This window comes from Pusillimonas noertemannii, assembly GCF_003096595.1.
In the GTDB taxonomy this organism is placed as follows: Bacteria; Pseudomonadota; Gammaproteobacteria; order Burkholderiales; family Burkholderiaceae_B; genus Pusillimonas; species Pusillimonas noertemannii.
Map to the genome: position 1 here is coordinate 77065 of NZ_QEKO01000004.1, position 16452 is coordinate 93516.

A 16452-nucleotide genomic window follows, 5' to 3' on the forward strand; every position below is an offset into this window, starting at 1 on the left:
TTTGACACTATAGAAGAAAGCTTGTTTGGCCAGGGCATAACACGGGGCGCGAATGTGCCCTACAATCTATGCTCTGGCCGAACAAGCCTTGCCGTTCCAGGAACGCAGCAAGGTTCGATTGTACTTCGTTTCCCCTCCAACCCTGCCGCCCTTCTTCCTCATGACATCCACGCCCGTCGAGCGCACCGTTTTCATCGTTTCGGACAGTACCGGCATCACCGCCGAAACCTTTTCCCACGCAGTGCTTTCGCAGTTCGAACAGGTCAAGTTCACCCCGGTTCGCATTCCCTTCATCGACGGAATCGAAAAGGCCACCGCGGCCGCCCAGCGCATCAATCGCTGCGCCGAAAAAGAACAGCAGCCGCCCCTGGTGTTCAGCACGCTGGTCAATCCGGACGTCGCCTTCATCGTCCGGCAGTCCAACTGCACCTTCCTCGACCTGTTCGGCACTTTCGTGAAACCCATCGAAGAGGCGCTGGACATGAAGTCCAGCCACTCGATCGGCCGCTCGCACATGGGGGGGCTTTCGCCCCAATATCACAATCGTATTGAGGCGATCAATTTCAGCCTGGCTCACGATGACGGACAGTTCGTCCATGGGCTCGAGCAGGCCGACGTGATCCTGGTGGGGGTCTCGCGCTGCGGCAAGACGCCCACCAGCCTGTACCTGGCCATGCAATACGCGGTCAAGGCGGCGAACTTTCCGCTTATCCCCGAAGATTTCGAACGCGGCTCGCTGCCGGCAACGCTGGCGCCCTATCGCGGCAAGCTCTTCGGCCTGTCCATCCAGCCCGAGCGCCTGGCCGAGGTACGCAACGAACGCCGGCCGGGCAGCCAATATGCCTCGCTGAAGCAATGCCGCTACGAGGTCGCCGAGGCCGAGCGGCTGATGCGGATGGAAAACATCCCCTGCCTGTCGACCACGACGCGGTCGATCGAAGAGATTTCCACCAAGGTGCTGGAGGAAGTGGGCATCAACAGGCGTAGTTATTGAGTTTTATGGCTGTTGACGCTGGTTTGTCTCGTTGTCGTTTGATGCAGCGGTTTTCAACGTTGCACGCCCCGAATCGCCAATGCTACCAACTCGCGAAACCGGGCAAGGCCTTCTTGCGCATCAGGGCTTTCCTGGGTCAACCAACGGCGCACTTCGGTTAAATAAATAGTAATAAGCAGAGAAGCAATCAGCGCGACCGGCGCTTCTTTGGTCACTTCTCCCGACCGCTGACCCCGATCAATAATTTGCTGCAGTACGGCTATCATGCGTGGGCGTCGCTCGTAGAACCGAACCGTTTCCGCGCCGGGTTCTTTGGTCGCCCCCATCACATCCACAATTTCACGCACAATCGGCCGCCCCAATGCGGGATGGGCTGCCCAGTAATCGTAGCGAGGTTTAAAGAAAGCCGATATTTGCTCAAGCAAAGGCTGATCGAGATTCAGCGCTTGTTCAGCCTGTTCACTCACCTCGTCCAGATCGTCGTTCACGATCATCATAAGCAGTTCACGCTTGTCTTTAGCGTAAGTGAAGAGCGTACCGATACCCACTTCTGCCTGAAGCGCAATATCGCGAGTGGTCGCCACGTCGTAGCCCTTTTCCATAAACTCACGCCGCGCCGCAGCCTGAATACGGCGACGCCTTTCCCGCTTCCCCTGCTCGCGCAACCCTATTTTCTTGGGCGAGAGCGTTGGCATTTTATTTCGGGTGACTTCGTTTTGCATGGCAATAAAAATTAAAAAAACGATCAGCTCTTAATGGTGCTTGACCCATATTGAATCATACCCATAAAATGAAACACGCTCATTTTTGAGCATACACTTGGAATAATGATTGGTCACGGCCTATTTTCACGGATAAATTACCTATGAACCACAATCCCGTCATTGTGTCCGGCGGTGGGCCGGTTGGTCTGGTTGCTGCCCTGGCACTTGCGGAAAAAGGCGTCAACGTTGTCGTGTTGGAAGCTTGTGCCGAAATTCCCACCGACTTGCGAGCCGGTACGTTTCACCCACCCACCGTCGAAATGCTCGACACGTTGTCCATCGGGCAGGAATTGCTCAAGCTGGGCATAAAAGTATCTGAATGGCAAGTTCGTGACCGCAAACAAGGACTGATTGCGCAATTCGACCTGGGCATGATTGCCGGCGAAACGTCCTACCCGTTTCGCCTGCACTGCGAGCAGCACAAACTGTCGCGACTGGCATATCAGGCGTTGCAAAGGTTTCCCAATGCACGGGTTTTGTTCGGTCATGAGTGTGTCAGCTTCACGCAGGATGAAGAATGCGTCACCGTTCAGGTGACGTCGGATGGCGTTACGCGCAACATGCAAGCCAGTTACCTGATTGGCGCCGACGGCGTGCGCAGTATCGTCAGAAAAACCGCCAATATTGAATTCGAGGGCTTCACCTGGCCGGAACGCTTTCTGGTCTTTGCCACCACTTTCGATTTAAAAAGCTGCGGTTTTACAGGTAACGCCTACATTGCCGATCCCGACGAATGGGCGGCCATTTTTGTACAGCCCCATAACGGCCCCCCCGGCATTTATCGCATTGCTTTTCCCATTCAACCGGATCAAACCGACGAAGAAGTGCTGTCAGACGATTATGTGCAAAGCCGTATACAAGGTTTCCTGTTGCCCGACCAGACTTACGACATCCCTTACCGCAGCGTGTACCGCGTACACCAGCGGGTGGCAAAAAATTTCCGATCCGGCCGGATCCTGCTGGCCGGCGACGCGGCCCATGTGAATAATCCACTGGGTGGCATGGGCCTGAACAGCGGCATTCACGACGCCATGAACCTGGCAGAAAAATTGACGCGCGTCTTGCTGAATAACGAGAGCACAACACTTCTTGATCTATACGACCGGCAGCGACGTCTGACCAATATCGAGTATGTGCAGGCCATTACTATCCGCAATAAAAAAATGTTGGAAGAACGCGACCCCGAAATACGCGCGCAACGAAGCCAGGAGATGCGAGACATAGCCTCCGACCCTGAAAAACATCGCGCCTTCCTGATGAATTCCTCGATGATCAACAGCGTCAGGCGCGCCGCACAGATTCAATAAATGTTCTGGCGGGTGCGTTTTCCCCAACTACTTTTCCGTGAAAAATATGCTAGATTTAAAAATGAGCATGTTTCAGAAATTTTACCTAAAGCGGGCTCGTCCGTAGATTCAACCTACAGAGTTGTACTATTCCAGGAGACAAAACGTGAAATTCAAATTTTTGGCAGGGCTCGCCCTCGCATTCAGCCTGACCGGTACGGCCATGGCGCAAAACGTGGGCGTAGGCACCATGAGCCAAGGCACCATGAGCTACGCAAGCGGCTCGGCCGTTGCCAAGCTCCTTGCAGAAAAGTCCGGCATGCAGGCACGCGTACAGCCCAATAGCGGTGAAAGCGCGCTGATCCCAATGCTGGCCTCCGGCGAGCTTGATTTTGCTATTGCAAACGTTATTGAAACAGGCGAAGCGGCTAAAGGCGAACGCGTATTCAAAGGCCGCCCGGCCAAGCACCTGCAGATCGCCAGCGTCAGTTTCCCACTGAAAACCGCCCTGTTCGTACGCGCGGACTCCGACATCAAAACCATTGCCGACCTGAAAGGCAAGCGCGTGACGCACGGCTTTACCGCCATGAGTTCGCTTACCGCTGTCCTTGACGCCTTGTTGGCAACTGACGGCCTGACGGCCGACGACATCGAGCAAGTCATGGTGCCGAATGTTGCGCGCGGGGCCGACGAATTGGCTTCAGGAAACGTTGACGCCTTCTTCTTTGCAGTGGGCGGAGGAAAAGTCACCGAGGTCGACGCTTCGGTGGGCGGTCTGCGCATGCTGCCTATGAAATCAGACGAGAAAGCGATGGCCGCCATGCATAAAGTGTTTCCGTATGGCTATGCCTATACGCAAAAACCGCAGCCCAACCTTCCCGGCTTTACCGAACCCACCGCCACCATGGCTTACGACAACCTCTTGATCACCGGCAAAGATGTTCCCGAAGAGATCGTTTACAAGACTGTTAAAACCATCTACGAAAACCAGCCTGAGCTGGCCAACACGTTTGCGCCTTACCGCGACTTCGACGTAAAGCTCATGTACAAGGAGAATATGCCTGCGCCCTTCCATGAAGGCGCCCTGCGCTTCTATCGTGAAGTCGGCCTGGTCAAATAACAGCCTTATCTGTTGCGAGAAATAAAAACATGACTTCCACAGCAACGAGGACGCAGCGCGGCGGTCTGCCCAACGGATTCCGTAGCAAGCTTTCAGTGGTTCTTCAGGCCCTGCTGACCATTGTCGTCATCGGTTGGGTTCTGAAGATTCCGATGTACGCCGGATGGGCTCTTTACAACGAGCAGTTTCTGGCGCTGATCCTCGGGCTGGGGCTGGGTTTGACATTTTTATGTATCCGAGCCAGGCCGTCGCCTGACGACACCCCAACACCTTGGGGCGACGCCATCGCCGGCCTGGCCGGACTGCTTTGCTGCTGGTATATTGCCTGGCAATATCCGGTGCTGGTCAATGAAGCCATCTACCGCCCACTCGACTCCATTATCATCAGTGCGGTCATCGTGGGCCTTGTTATCGAAGCCACACGCAGAACGGCGGGCCTGACTCTGGTCATCGTCGTACTGGTGTTGATGGTGTACGCACTTACGGGCCACTTGTTGCCCGACGAATTCGTTAGTCGCCCGATCGACTTCACCCGTCTGCTGGTCTATTCAGGCATTGACACCAATGCCATTTTTGGTCAGGTCCTTTCCATTGCGATTCTAATCATCGTACCGTTTACGCTCATGGGCCAGCTTCTGGCAATTACAGGGGGTTCGCGGTTTTTTGGCGATTTGGCCATGGCGCTGATGGGACGTTATCGGGGCGGTTCGGCCAAAATTTCTGTTGTCGGCTCTGCCCTGTTCGGCATGATTTCAGGCAGCGCCGTCTCAAACGTGGCGGCAGTGGGTGTCATAACCATCCCCATGATGGAGCGCTCGGGCTTTCCGAAGCGCGTTGCCGCAGCCATCGAAGCGGTAGGCTCCACAGGGGGCCAACTGGCGCCGCCGGTCATGGGGGCCGCGGCCTTCCTCATGGCCGAGATGCTGCAGATTTCTTATGTGTCTGTTCTGATCGCTGCCTTTATCCCTGCATTTCTCTATTACCTGGCACTTTTCATCCAGGTGGACCTGGACGCCGCCAAACGCGGCATCGTCGGCGAACCCATGGATCGCCTGCCGGCCCTGAAAGAAGTGATGCGCGACGGATGGTACTTCCCCATTCCTTTCGTTGTCCTGATTGTCGGCTTGATGTTCTTCGGAGTCAGGGCCGAATACGCCGCTTTGCAAACCGCCGCCCTAATCGTTATTTTCAACCTGGTGTTCGGCTATAAAGGTCATCGCGTTCCCCTCAAAGACCTGGCGCTGGCTGCAATTGGCACCGCTCGCGCATCGCTTGATTTGCTGGTAATCGCCGCAGCCGCGGGCCTGGTCATTGGCGTGTTGAACCTTACCGGGCTGGCTTTTGGCTTAACGCTGCAGTTGCTCGCAGCCAGCGGTGACAACATCGTTGTTCTATTGCTCCTGACCTCGGTGGTCGCCATTATTCTTGGCATGGGCATGCCCACGGTCGGCGTTTACATTCTGCTGGCCACGCTTATTGCGCCGGCATTGATCAAGGCGGGCATCTCGCCTATGGCCTCGCATATGTTCGTCATGTACTTTGGCATGATGTCCATGGTGACACCGCCGGTTGCGATTGCTGCTTTTGCCGCAGCCAATATAGCGGGCTGCAACGGCACCGATGTGGGCTGGACAGCCACTCGGGTGGGCTGGTGCTCGTACTTAGTGCCCTTCATGTTTGTCTTTTCGCCCGCCCTGCTGATGGAAGGCCCTGCCACCACGATACTGTGGGACGTTGCCACCACTGCGCTGGGCGTGTTGGCAGGGTCTATCGCTGTGGTGGGGCAATTTGGCACGCCGGTCCGTGGCATTGAACGTATCTTGTTCATGATCGCCGGAGCCCTGCTGCTGATTCCAGCGTCTTCCTTTGCCGGTGCTGAATGGACTGACATTGCCGGGTTCATACTGATGGTTGCTTTGTCGATCCTTCATTTTCTCCGCAAAAGGCGTCATGTCGTCCCGTCGGCCACTTAATTGGAAACACCGTTTATGAGTCTCAACCATGATGTCGTTATTGTGGGTGCAGGCATTGGCGGCTTGACCCTGGCCCTGGAACTGCATAAGGCTGGCTTCAGTTGTCGCCTCTACGAAGCCGTAGAGCAAATCAAGCCGCTGGGTGCAGGCATCAATGTGCTGCCCCATGCCGTTAAGGTCTTGGATGACTTGGGGCTACTGCCCGAACTTGAAGCCATCGGCGTAACGACCAAAGAATCGGTCTTCTACAATAAATTCGGCCAATTTGTGTACAGGGAACCTGCGGGCATCGATGCCGGGTACGGCTGGCCTCAATTCTCCATCCATCGTGGCGACTTGCAAAGCGTGCTGATCAAGGCTGTACAGCAACGTCTGGGCGCAGACGCCATTGTGCTGGGCCACCGCTGCACCGGCGCCACACAAACAGACGCCGACGTCAGCGTTCAATTCGAACGGCCTGACGGCTCCAGTCTATCGGTCCAGGGCGCTTTGGTTATCGGCTGCGACGGCATTCATTCAGCAATACGCAAGCAGCTTTATCCCAACGAAGGCGCACCGCGCTATTCAGGGGTAAACATGTGGCGCGGCACCACCACCATGAAACCTTTCCTTAGCAGTGCCAGCATGACGCGGGTGGGCTGGCTGTCAGTCGGAAAAATGGTGATCTACCCCATTCGCAACAACATTGACGGCCAGGGCACCCAGCTTGTCAATTGGGTAGCCGAACTCGAAACGCCCTTTCCCGCCAAACGCGACTGGACCAGAAACGGGCGACTGGAAGACTTTTTCCCGGCCTTTGCCGATTGGCATTTCGACTGGCTTGATGTGGCCGGCATGATTGAGAAAACAGACAACATCCTGGAATACCCCATGGTCGACCAAGACCCTCTGCCACGCTGGAGCTTCGGGCGCATCAGTCTATTGGGGGACGCCGCCCACCCCATGGTTCCACGCGGCTCGAACGGGGCGGGTCAGGCTATTTTGGATGCCCCCAGCCTGACAATGCAATTGAAAACCCACGGTCTGACCGACAAAGCGTTAACACAATACGACCGTATTCGCGTAAAGGCCACCACAGAGGTGGTCTTGATGAACCGCGTTGCGCCGCCCGACACCATTTTGAAAGAAGTGCATGACCGCACCGGCGGAAAGCCGTTTCAGAATCTGGATGATTTCATCAGCCGCGACGAGCTGATTGAAATTTCAAATAATTATAAGAATGTCGCCGGCTTCAAAGTAGAAGACCTGCGCAAACCCGAGGCTATTTGAATCCATGGAACTGGTAAAGCATTACGTTGACGGACACTGGGTAGAATCGGTGTCCGGCCCGGCCCGGCAAGGCAAAGGCCTGAATCCCGCCACCGGCGAACACGTTCATGATTTTTGCGACGGCGGCCGGGCCGAGGCGCTGGCTGCCGTCACCGCCGCGCGCCGCGCCTTTGATACAACAAACTGGCGCAATAGCCCACGTCTGCGGGCAGATGTGCTGCTTGATTTCGCGGCTCGGCTCGAAGCTCGAAAAGACGAAATCGCCGACTGGTTGGTGACCGTAAATGGCAAGTTGCGCCGCGAAGCGGTGGTCGAGGTCGTCGGTAGCGTGTCCGAGTTGAAATACTACGCTGGGCTGGCCCGCACCCAGTATGGGCGCAACCTCGAAGTGGAGCCTGACGCCTTTTCCATGCTGGACCGCGAAGCCGCCGGCGTCGCCGCCATCATTCTGCCCTGGAATGCGCCTTTATTGCTGCTGATACGCTCGCTGGCTCCTGCGTTAGCCGCCGGATGTTCAGTCGTCATCAAGCCCGCATTCCAAACGTGCATTGCCCACAACCTGGCACTGGAATGCCTGACCTGTGACGAACGCTTGCCACCCGGCCTCGTGAACTCCGTCATAGAGTCAGGTGTGGCGGTATCGAAGCACCTGTGCGAATCGCTGGACATCGACGTCGTCAGTTTCACCGGCTCTTCAAAAGTCGGCAAACTCATTGCCGAATCGACGTCGCCTTCGCTTAAACGCCTCTCACTGGAATTGGGCGGCAAGGCCCCTGCGCTGGTGTTCCCCGATTGCAACATAGACAGCACCGTCAAGGGTGTGGTGGCGGGCGCCACGGTGCTGGCCGGACAGCAATGCACTGCCATTGCCCGCGTTTTGGTGCACGCCGACATTTACGACGACTTCCGTTCGCGCCTGGCACAAGCATTACAACGCGTAAAGGTCGGCCCCGGTAACAACCCGGCATCAGACATGGGCTGCTTAATCGATCTTGCCAATCGAGATCGCATTGCCGCGCTGGTCGAACGTGCAGAAAAAGAAGCCTGCGTCGTCCTGAAAGGCCGGATTCCCCAAGATGAGCTGGCCCAGGGCGCGTTTATTGAACCCAGCCTGATCGAAGTCAACGACTTGAACTCGCCCTTTATACAAGACGAGCTGTTTGGGCCGTTGTTGGTGCTTGAGCGTTTTGCCGATGAACAAGAAGCCATCGAGCGCGCCAATGCAACCCGTTACAGCCTGGCCTCAAGCGTTTGGACACAAGATCTTTTTCTGGCACGGCGCGTGGCATCCAAGCTGAACTTCGGTAACGTGTGGTGCAACACGCACAACCGCCTGTTTGCCGAAGCTGAAACCGGTGGGTATGGCGATAGCGGTTATGGCAAGCTGCACGGACTGGAAGGCATGTTCGATTTCATGCGTACCAAGCATTTCTACTTTGAAACTCCTGCGTCATAACCATGCAAATTACCGCTGCCGTATGTCGCGAAACGGCTCAACCCTTTACGTTGGAAACCCTGCAGCTCGAATCACCACGCGACAATGAAGTCCTGATAAAAGTCGTAGCCACCGGCATCTGTCACACCGACGTGAACATGCGCAACACCGACGGTTTTACTCCAAAGCCTACGGTGCTTGGGCACGAGGGGGCAGGTATTGTTGAGCAGGTTGGACGTTCCGTACGCAAGGTCAAACCCGGCGACCCGGTGGTCATTACGTTCGACTCCTGCGGCACCTGTTCAAGCTGCATTCAGGGCGATGCGGTCTATTGTCTGCATCTGGGCCGGCATGCTTTTTCGGGTCAACGGCCCGACGGCAGCACAGCGCTAAGCAAAGGCAAAGAACGCATCCACAGCCATTTTTTCGGGCAATCGTCCTTTGCCACCTACAGCATCTGCACCGAACGCAACGTTGTCCCGGTCGACCCCAGCGTACCCCTGGAAATACTGGGGCCGCTGGGTTGTGGCATTCAAACCGGTGCTTCAACCGTCATCAATGCGTTAAAAGTGCCCGCAGGCAGCCGTATCGGCGTGTTGGGCGCAGGTTCCGTGGGTCTGGCCGCAATCATGGGCGCCCATTTATGCGGTGCCTCTACCGTCGTAGCACTCGATACCCAGCCATCCCGGCTGGACCTCGCCCAGGAACTGGGCGCCACCCATGTCATTAACGGCGGCACTGAAGACACCTTTGCCCGCATTCGCGACATTGCGCCGCAAGGCCTGAACTATGTGGTCGATACCACGGGCCACCTGGGAATTATCAAAGAGGCTATCAACCACATGTCGCCGCGGGGCGTGTGTGCCCTGGTCAACACGGCCAAAGGCGCTGACGCCCAAATCAATATTTTGCAGCTGGTCCTGGGGGGACGCACGGTTCGTGGCGTGCATCAGGGCGACAGCAATCCCGATATTTTTATTCCGGCCATGATTGACCTGTACAAGCAAGGCCGGTTCCCATTTGACAAACTCATCCGTTTCTATGAATTCACCGACATTAATCAAGCGGTTGAGGACATGGAATCGGGCAAAACAATTAAACCTGTCATTCGTATGTCAATTAAAAATTAACGCGACATAGAAACCCGGCATCGCGCACTTTTAGCCCGACATGGCCGGTGCTTCACTACTCAGACAATACAAGGGTCGCCAAGGAGGCATTTATGGAATTCCCAACCTGGGTCACAGAACGAGTCATTGCACGGCAGGGCGCCCTGCACCCCTACAAAGCCCTTAAGCCCGCAGAAACCGCGTTCGTCGTCATCGACCTGCAGAATTTTTTCACTCAACCCGGCTATATGGGGGAATGCAAGGCGGCGCGTGCCACCTTTCCCGCCGTCAATCGCCTGGCCAATGCGCTTCGAAACGCCGGCGGGCATGTCATCTGGATTCAAACCTGCTCTGACTCAGCAGATACCTTCTGGGCTCATTTTCAACATGATTTGCTCAAGCCTGAACTAAGCCAAAAACGGCTTGAACAATTGTCGGCCCAGCACTCTGGATTTCAGTTGGCAGCAGAAGTCGACGCAGCCGAAGCAGACACTCGGGTTATCAAGAAGTACTACAGTGCTCTGGCCACCGACTCGTCCAACCTGCACGACGTGTTGCAGAAAAAAGGCATCAAAAATGTGTTAATCGGTGGTACCAGCACCAATGTTTGTTGCGAGTCAACAGGCCGCAACGCCATGATGTTGAATTATCGGACTATTATGGTTCACGACGCGCTGTCGGCTTTTTCACCTCAAGAGCACGAATTCTCATTGCAGGCCTGGATGCTTTATTTCGGTGATGTGCTGGGCACACACGATATCATCAACCGCCTTTCATGAAGCAGTCGGCAGCCTCGATTATTCCGATCACACCAAGAGCTGCCGCCGATGCTCAAACAAGCAAATAGCCGCCGCAGCTGCAACGTTCAGCGATTCCACACCTGCAGCCTGCGGAATAAAGACGCGGCGATCAGCCAAGCGCTGCAGGTCCGACCCAACGCCCTGCCCTTCATTGCCCATCAGCCAGGCGCATTCGCGCGGCAGGGGTTGCTCGTACAAAGACTGTGCATCGTCCAGCGCCGTGGCTAGCAGCGGCACACGCAGGCGGGCGTGCAAGGCGGCCAGGTCGGCGTTCTCGTACAGGCGCATCGCAAAATGGGCCCCCTGCGCGCTGCGCAGCACCTTGGGCGACCAGGCGCCTGCGCAGCCGGGCGAAAGAAAGGCCTGCCCTATTCCGGCCGCCGCGGCGGTGCGCAGCAAGGTGCCCATGTTGCCGGGGTCTTGCACGCGGTCCAGCCACAGGCTGGTTCCGGTAATAAGCTCTGGCAAAGGCTCTTGCGGCGCCTGGGCGGCGAAGTAGACGCCCTGGCTTTCCTGTACCTGCGACAGCCTGCGCGCCAGGGTCGTTTCGCAGCTGACGGCAATGCCGGAAGGCAGCGCGGCGGCCAGCGCGGCCAGTTCCGGGTCGCGCTCGAGGCGCTGCAGATCGAACAGGGCGAAAGCGGGCAGGCCCCGGTGCCTGAGCCACTCTTGGCACAGATGCACGCCTTCAAGCACGATCTGCTCGCCTCGCCGGCCCCCGGCCAGGCGGACGAGCTGCTTGTACTGGGGATTGTCGCGCGAGCTGATGTGCTTCATCGAGCACTCGCGGGAAGGCCGACGCGCCTCATGGCCTAGCCCCGCGCCAGCCGATAGGCTTCGAGCACCGCCCGCATGGGAGCGGGCGTATCGTGCGCTTGCGCGCGAGCCAGCCACTCGCGCACGGGGGCGAAACTGCGCCGGTGCGCCGGGCATGGGCCGTGCAGCCTGAGCATTTCAAGATGCACGACGGTGCCATAGCCCTTGTGGCGGTCGAACTCATATTGGGGATACTGCTGATGAAGCTGCAGGCAATCGGCATCGCGGGCCGTCTTGGCCAGGATGGAAGCGGCCGATATGGCGGGCACGAGCGCATCGCCCTGCACGACGGCCTGGGCCGAACACACCAGGCCCTTGGGCACGAGGTTGCCGTCCACCAGGGCCTGCACGGGCTTGATGGCCAGGCCGGCGCATGCGCGGCGCATGGCCAGCATGGTGGCCTGCAGGATGTTCAGGCTGTCTATCTCTTGCACGCTGGAACTGGCCACGCACCACGCCAGGGCTCTTTCCCGGATGAGCAGGGCCAGTTCTTCGCGGCGTTCGGCGCTGAGCTTCTTGGAGTCGTCCAGGCCTGCCACGGGGCGGTCGGGATCGAGTATGACGGCGGCGGCATAGACCGGCCCCGCCAGGGGCCCCCTACCCGCTTCATCGATGCCTGCCAGATGCAGCAGGGCCGGCATCTGGCCGAAAAGATCAGCCTGCGTCATGTTGGGTCTCATGAAACGTGCGCAGCCCCGATACGTTCGAGGCATGCCGTCGATCATACTTCATGGCCCGCCTCGCGCAATATGGCGCGGGCCGCCAGGCCCGGCGTGTCGCGCAGCAGGGTCTGGTGCATGGCCTCGAAGCGCTCCGCGGTGCGCCGCGCATAGGCGGTGTCGGACAAGGCCTTCCAGGTGGCTTCGGCCAGCTTTTCGGGCGTCGCGTCTTCTTGCAGCAGTTCGGGCACGGCAAAATCGTTCAGCAGCACATTGGGCAAGCCCACCCAGGGAACCAGCGGCCGCGACTGGCCCGACTTCCATGCCATGATGCGGCGCATGGCCGAGGACAGCACATAGGAAATCACCATGGGGCGCTTGAACAGCGCCGCCTCGAGCGTGGCCGTGCCGCTGGCCACCAGCACGGCATCCGCCGCCTCGAGCGCGTCCCAGGCCGCCGGCCTGGAGGGCGACAGGGCCTGGTCGAGCACGGTCAGGTTGGCCACGGGGTATTGCCGCAGCCAGACCTCGAACTCGGCGCGCCGCTGGGCATTGACCATGGGCACCAGGATGCGCAGGCTGGGATCCTGCTTGAGCAGCAGTCCCGCCGCCTGCAGAAAACGCGGCGCCAGCAGCTTTATTTCCGATGCGCGGCTGCCCGGCATCAGGGCCAGCACGCGTTCGCCCGCGCCCAGCGCCAGCTTTGCCCGTACGCCCTCGCGGTCGGGCCGCATGGGAATGACCTGCGCCAACGGATGCCCCACATAGGTGACGGGCACACCTTCTTTCTGGTAGATGGCTTCTTCAAACGGAAACAGCACCAGCATGTGGGATACGGCAGCGCGTATCTTGTGGATGCGCTCATAGCGCCAGGCCCAGATCGAAGGCCCCACGAAATGCACGGTGGGGATGCCGGCCTGCCTTAGCTGCAGCTCGAGCCTAAGGTTGAAATCGGGCGCGTCGATGCCGACGAACACGTCGGGCCGGTCCTGCAGCCAGCGGCGCTTGACGTCGCCATAGGTGCGCAGCAGGCCCGGCAGGCGCTTGAGCGCATCGACATAGCCGAAGACGGTCAGGGCGTGCATGGGATGCCAGGTATCGAGCCCCTGCTCGGCCATGGCCGGACCGCCTATGCCCTCGCACCGGCCCTGCGGAGCCAGGTCGGCGATGCCGCGCATGACGCGGGCGGCCAGCAGGTCGCCGGAAGGCTCGCCGGCCACCATGGCAACGCGCGGGCTCATGCGCGGGCTATGCCCCGTGTAGAGGCGTTGAGGAAATCGACCAGCACCTGCAGCGCGTCGCTTGCTTCGCTGCGCTGGGCCTGCAGTGCCGCGATCTGCTGCGCCGCCTCTTCGACCTTGAGGTTGCGGCGGTAGAGGATCTTGTATGCCTCTTTGAGCGCGGAAACGGTTTCGGGCGTGTAGCCGCGCCGGCTGAGCCCTTCGCTGTTGATGCCGACCGGCCTGAAGGGGTCGCCCGCGCCGATGACATAGGGCGGGATGTCTTGCCGTATGGAACTGGTGCCGCCTATCATGCAATGCGCGCCGATGCGCACGAACTGGTGCACGGCCGAAGAACCGCCCAATATGGCCCAGTCGTCGATATGGATATGGCCGGCCAGCTGCACGCTGTTGGCAATGACCGTGTGGCTGGCTATCTGGCAATCGTGCGCAATGTGCACGTAGGCCATGATCCAGTTGTCGTCGCCCACGCGGGTTACACCCACGTCTTGCGCCGTGCCCGTATTGATGGTGACGTACTCGCGCACCATGTTGCCGTCGCCGATCTCGAGTCGGGTGGGCTCGCCCTTGTACTTCTTATCTTGCGGCATGCCGCCGATAGAGCAAAAGCGGTAAAAGACGTTGTCGCGGCCGATGGTGGTCTGCCCGTCTATGATGCAATGAGGCCCCACCTGGCTGCCTGCCCCGATGCGCACGCCAGGCCCCACGATACTGTAGGCGCCCACCGTGACATCGTCGGCCAGCTCGGCCTCGGGCGCCACAATGGCGGTGGGATGGATGCGCCCGGCCATCAGTCCTCCAGGGCGCGTATGGCGCACATGAGCTTGGCTGCGGCCACTTCCTGGCCGTCTACCGTAGCGCATGCGCTGTACTTGCACATGGTGCGGCTCAGGCGGTCGGCCGAGACCTCGAGCCGCAGCTGGTCGCCCGGCACCACCGGCTTGCGGAAGCGCGCCCCGTCGACGCCGACCAGATAGTAGGCAATCTTGCGGTCGGCCGGATTGACGGTGGAATCGCCCTCGAAGGAAAACAGGGCCGCCGCCTGCGCCATGGCCTCGATGATGAGCACGCCCGGCATTACGGGGTGATGCGGAAAATGGCCTTCGAAGAAAGGCTCGTTCATGGACACGTTCTTGATGGCCACGATGCGTTTGCCCGGCTCCATTTCAAGGACCCTGTCGATCAGCAGCATCGGGTATCGATGCGGCAGGCGGGTCATGATTTCCTTGATGTCGAGTTTCATTCGTTTCTATCCTACCGGCGTCATTCGCACATGCGCCGTCAGTTACTTGTCGTGTTTTTCAAGGGCGCGCAGGCGCTTGCGCAATTGCGAAAGCTGCCCCAGCACCGCTGCGTTGCGCTGCCAGCCGACGTGCTCGTCGAACGGGTATACCCCGGTGTAGCGCCCGGGCTTTTCGACGTTGGCGGTGATGGCCGTGCCCCCCGAGACGTGCACGTCGTCGCCCAGGACGATGTGGCCGGAAAGCATGGCGGCGCCGCCTATGGTGCAGCGGGCGCCGATGACCGTGGAGCCGGCGATGCCGACGCAGGCCGCCATGGCGGTGTGGTCGCCTATGCGCACGTTGTGCGCCACCATGATCTGGTTGTCGAGCTTGACCCCGTTGCCGATGACGGTGTCTTCGAGGGCGCCGCGGTCGATGGTGGTGTTGGCGCCGATCTCGACGTCGTTGCCTACCTGGACCCCGCCCAGTTGAGCGATTTTAGCCCAGGCGCCCGGCTCGCTGCCCGGATACGGGGCAAAACCGAAGCCGTCGGCACCCAGCACCGCGCCGCTGTGCACAATGACCCGGTCGCCCAGGTGCACGCCGTGGTAAAGCGTTACGCCGGCGTGCAGCAGGCCGTCGGCCCCGACGGACGAGCCGGCGCCGATGATGCAGCCCGGCCCCAGGCGTGTGCCCGGCCCGACGCGCGCGCCGTCTTCGATGACGCAATTGGGCCCGATACTGGCGTCGGGCGCGACCTGCGCCGACGCGGCGATGACAGCGCTGGGGTGTATGCCCTTGGCCAGGTTCTGGATGCGGTGGCGGTCAAACCATTGGGCCAGCAAGGCATACATGAGGTAGGGCTGGCTGCACAGCACCACCCGGAACGGCGGCCGGTCTGCCTTGAGCGACTGCCAGGTTTCAGGGGTAAGAATGACGGCCGCGGCGCGGCATTGCGCCAGCTGGCCCTGCAGGCGGGGATTCGCAAGAAAACTGATCTCGGACGGGCCCGCACTAAGCAAAGAGCCCAGTCCCCGTATGCGGGGCATGGGCTCGTCTGATTCGACGATGCTGCTGTCCAGGCCGGTAGGGTTGGCTGCCTGCAATAGCCCGGGCAACGTAGGCGCCTGTTCGGGCGCTAACAGTACCGGCATTTGCGCTTAACCACCCAGGGCCTGCATGACCTGGTCGGTGATGTCGACGCGGGGGCTGACAGTGACGGCATCCTGGATGATGAGGTCGTAACCCTGCTGTTCGGCGATCTTCTTGATTGCGGCGTCGGCTTTTTCAACTATGGCCGAGAACTCTTCGTTGCGGCGGCGGTTGAAGTCTTCCTGGAATTCGCGGCGCTTGCGCTGCAGGTCGGAATCGAGATCGGCAAGCTGGCGCTGGCGCTTGATGCGCTCGGACTCGGACAGCACGGGTGCGTCTTTGTCGAACTTTTGCGCCTGGTTGCGCAGGTTGTTGGCCATGCTTTGCAGTTCGTCATCGCGGCGCTTGAACTCGGATTCGATCTTGGCCTGGGCCGCCTTGGCCGGCTTGGAGTCGCGCAGGATGCGTTCTGTACTGACAAAACCGATTTTTGTGGCTTGCGTCTGGGCCTGGACGGCCGGGACGCTGACGACCGACACTGCACCCAACGCAGCCGCCAGCACCAACGCGCGGTTGCCTTGTCCGATACGGCGGCGCAAGGCGCCGCCCACAGCGGAAAGTTTCAATGTGAATTCAGACTTCATGAAAAATCTACCTTGCGAAGGAGCAGA

The 16452-nt window shown here is 59.2% G+C and carries 16 protein-coding genes; 8 read left to right on the forward strand and 8 right to left on the reverse strand.

The window, feature by feature from the left end; translation table 11 throughout:
• Positions 1–160 precede the first annotated feature (160 nt).
• On the forward strand, positions 161–994 hold the full coding sequence (gene ppsR, locus C7440_RS13675) for a posphoenolpyruvate synthetase regulatory kinase/phosphorylase PpsR (RefSeq protein ID WP_026067736.1): 834 nt from the start codon (positions 161–163) through the stop codon (positions 992–994).
• Positions 995–1047: 53 nt separating this feature from the next.
• Here the strand turns inward: ppsR and C7440_RS13680 are convergent, their stop codons facing one another.
• Positions 1048–1689: a TetR/AcrR family transcriptional regulator gene (locus C7440_RS13680; protein WP_165832595.1), complete on the reverse strand. Its 642-nt coding sequence runs from the start codon at positions 1687–1689 to the stop codon at positions 1048–1050.
• 170 nt (positions 1690–1859) lie between these two features.
• Between C7440_RS13680 and C7440_RS13685 the strand changes: the two genes are divergently transcribed.
• From C7440_RS13685 to C7440_RS13715, 7 genes are all read left to right on the forward strand, one after another.
• Complete coding sequence (locus tag C7440_RS13685) at positions 1860–3065, forward strand: FAD-dependent oxidoreductase (RefSeq protein ID WP_116518956.1); 1206 nt, start codon at positions 1860–1862, stop codon at positions 3063–3065.
• Positions 3066–3210: 145 nt separating this feature from the next.
• Positions 3211–4164, forward strand: coding sequence for a TAXI family TRAP transporter solute-binding subunit (locus C7440_RS13690; RefSeq protein ID WP_116518957.1), 954 nt, complete (start codon positions 3211–3213; stop codon positions 4162–4164).
• 29 nt (positions 4165–4193) lie between these two features.
• A complete protein-coding gene (locus C7440_RS13695; protein ID WP_116518958.1) occupies positions 4194–6137 on the forward strand; it encodes a TRAP transporter permease in 1944 nt (647 codons plus the stop codon).
• 15 nt (positions 6138–6152) lie between these two features.
• Positions 6153–7406: a flavin-dependent oxidoreductase gene (locus C7440_RS13700; protein ID WP_017523434.1), complete on the forward strand. Its 1254-nt coding sequence runs from the start codon at positions 6153–6155 to the stop codon at positions 7404–7406.
• Between the two features lie 4 nt (positions 7407–7410).
• The gene (locus C7440_RS13705) at positions 7411–8862 is read left to right on the forward strand and encodes an aldehyde dehydrogenase family protein (RefSeq protein ID WP_017523433.1); all 1452 of its coding nucleotides are present in this window, start codon (positions 7411–7413) and stop codon (positions 8860–8862) included.
• Between the two features lie 2 nt (positions 8863–8864).
• Entirely contained in the window at positions 8865–9971 is a 1107-nt protein-coding gene (locus tag C7440_RS13710; RefSeq protein WP_165832596.1) for an NAD(P)-dependent alcohol dehydrogenase, read from the forward strand.
• A gap of 92 nt (positions 9972–10063) precedes the next feature.
• Positions 10064–10729, forward strand: a complete 666-nt coding sequence (locus C7440_RS13715) for a cysteine hydrolase family protein (RefSeq protein WP_017523431.1) — start codon at positions 10064–10066, stop codon at positions 10727–10729.
• A 27-nt stretch (positions 10730–10756) separates the two neighbouring features.
• Here C7440_RS13715 and C7440_RS13720 read toward each other — a convergent pair whose 3' ends face one another.
• Genes C7440_RS13720 through C7440_RS13750 form a run of 7 tightly spaced genes read right to left on the reverse strand, consistent with a single transcriptional unit; the run spans position 10757 to position 16425 of the window.
• Positions 10757–11527 (reverse strand): TrmH family RNA methyltransferase, encoded by a 771-nt coding sequence (locus tag C7440_RS13720; RefSeq protein WP_116518959.1) that lies wholly within the window; start codon positions 11525–11527, stop codon positions 10757–10759.
• Between the two features lie 35 nt (positions 11528–11562).
• Positions 11563–12234 (reverse strand): ribonuclease HII, encoded by a 672-nt coding sequence (gene rnhB / locus C7440_RS13725; protein ID WP_116518960.1) that lies wholly within the window; start codon positions 12232–12234, stop codon positions 11563–11565.
• A 53-nt stretch (positions 12235–12287) separates the two neighbouring features.
• Complete coding sequence (gene lpxB, locus C7440_RS13730; protein WP_116518961.1) at positions 12288–13466, reverse strand: lipid-A-disaccharide synthase; 1179 nt, start codon at positions 13464–13466, stop codon at positions 12288–12290.
• Complete coding sequence (lpxA, locus tag C7440_RS13735; RefSeq protein ID WP_017523427.1) at positions 13463–14257, reverse strand: acyl-ACP--UDP-N-acetylglucosamine O-acyltransferase; 795 nt, start codon at positions 14255–14257, stop codon at positions 13463–13465. The genes lpxB and lpxA overlap by 4 nt, the downstream gene beginning before the upstream one ends.
• The gene (gene fabZ / locus C7440_RS13740; RefSeq protein WP_017523426.1) at positions 14257–14709 is read right to left on the reverse strand and encodes a 3-hydroxyacyl-ACP dehydratase FabZ; all 453 of its coding nucleotides are present in this window, start codon (positions 14707–14709) and stop codon (positions 14257–14259) included. Before fabZ ends, lpxA begins: the two co-directional genes overlap by 1 nt.
• Positions 14710–14751: 42 nt before the next feature.
• Complete coding sequence (gene lpxD / locus C7440_RS13745; RefSeq protein ID WP_026067731.1) at positions 14752–15843, reverse strand: UDP-3-O-(3-hydroxymyristoyl)glucosamine N-acyltransferase; 1092 nt, start codon at positions 15841–15843, stop codon at positions 14752–14754.
• Positions 15844–15849: 6 nt separating this feature from the next.
• Positions 15850–16425 (reverse strand): OmpH/Skp family outer membrane protein, encoded by a 576-nt coding sequence (locus tag C7440_RS13750; RefSeq protein WP_026067730.1) that lies wholly within the window; start codon positions 16423–16425, stop codon positions 15850–15852.
• Positions 16426–16452 lie beyond the last annotated feature (27 nt).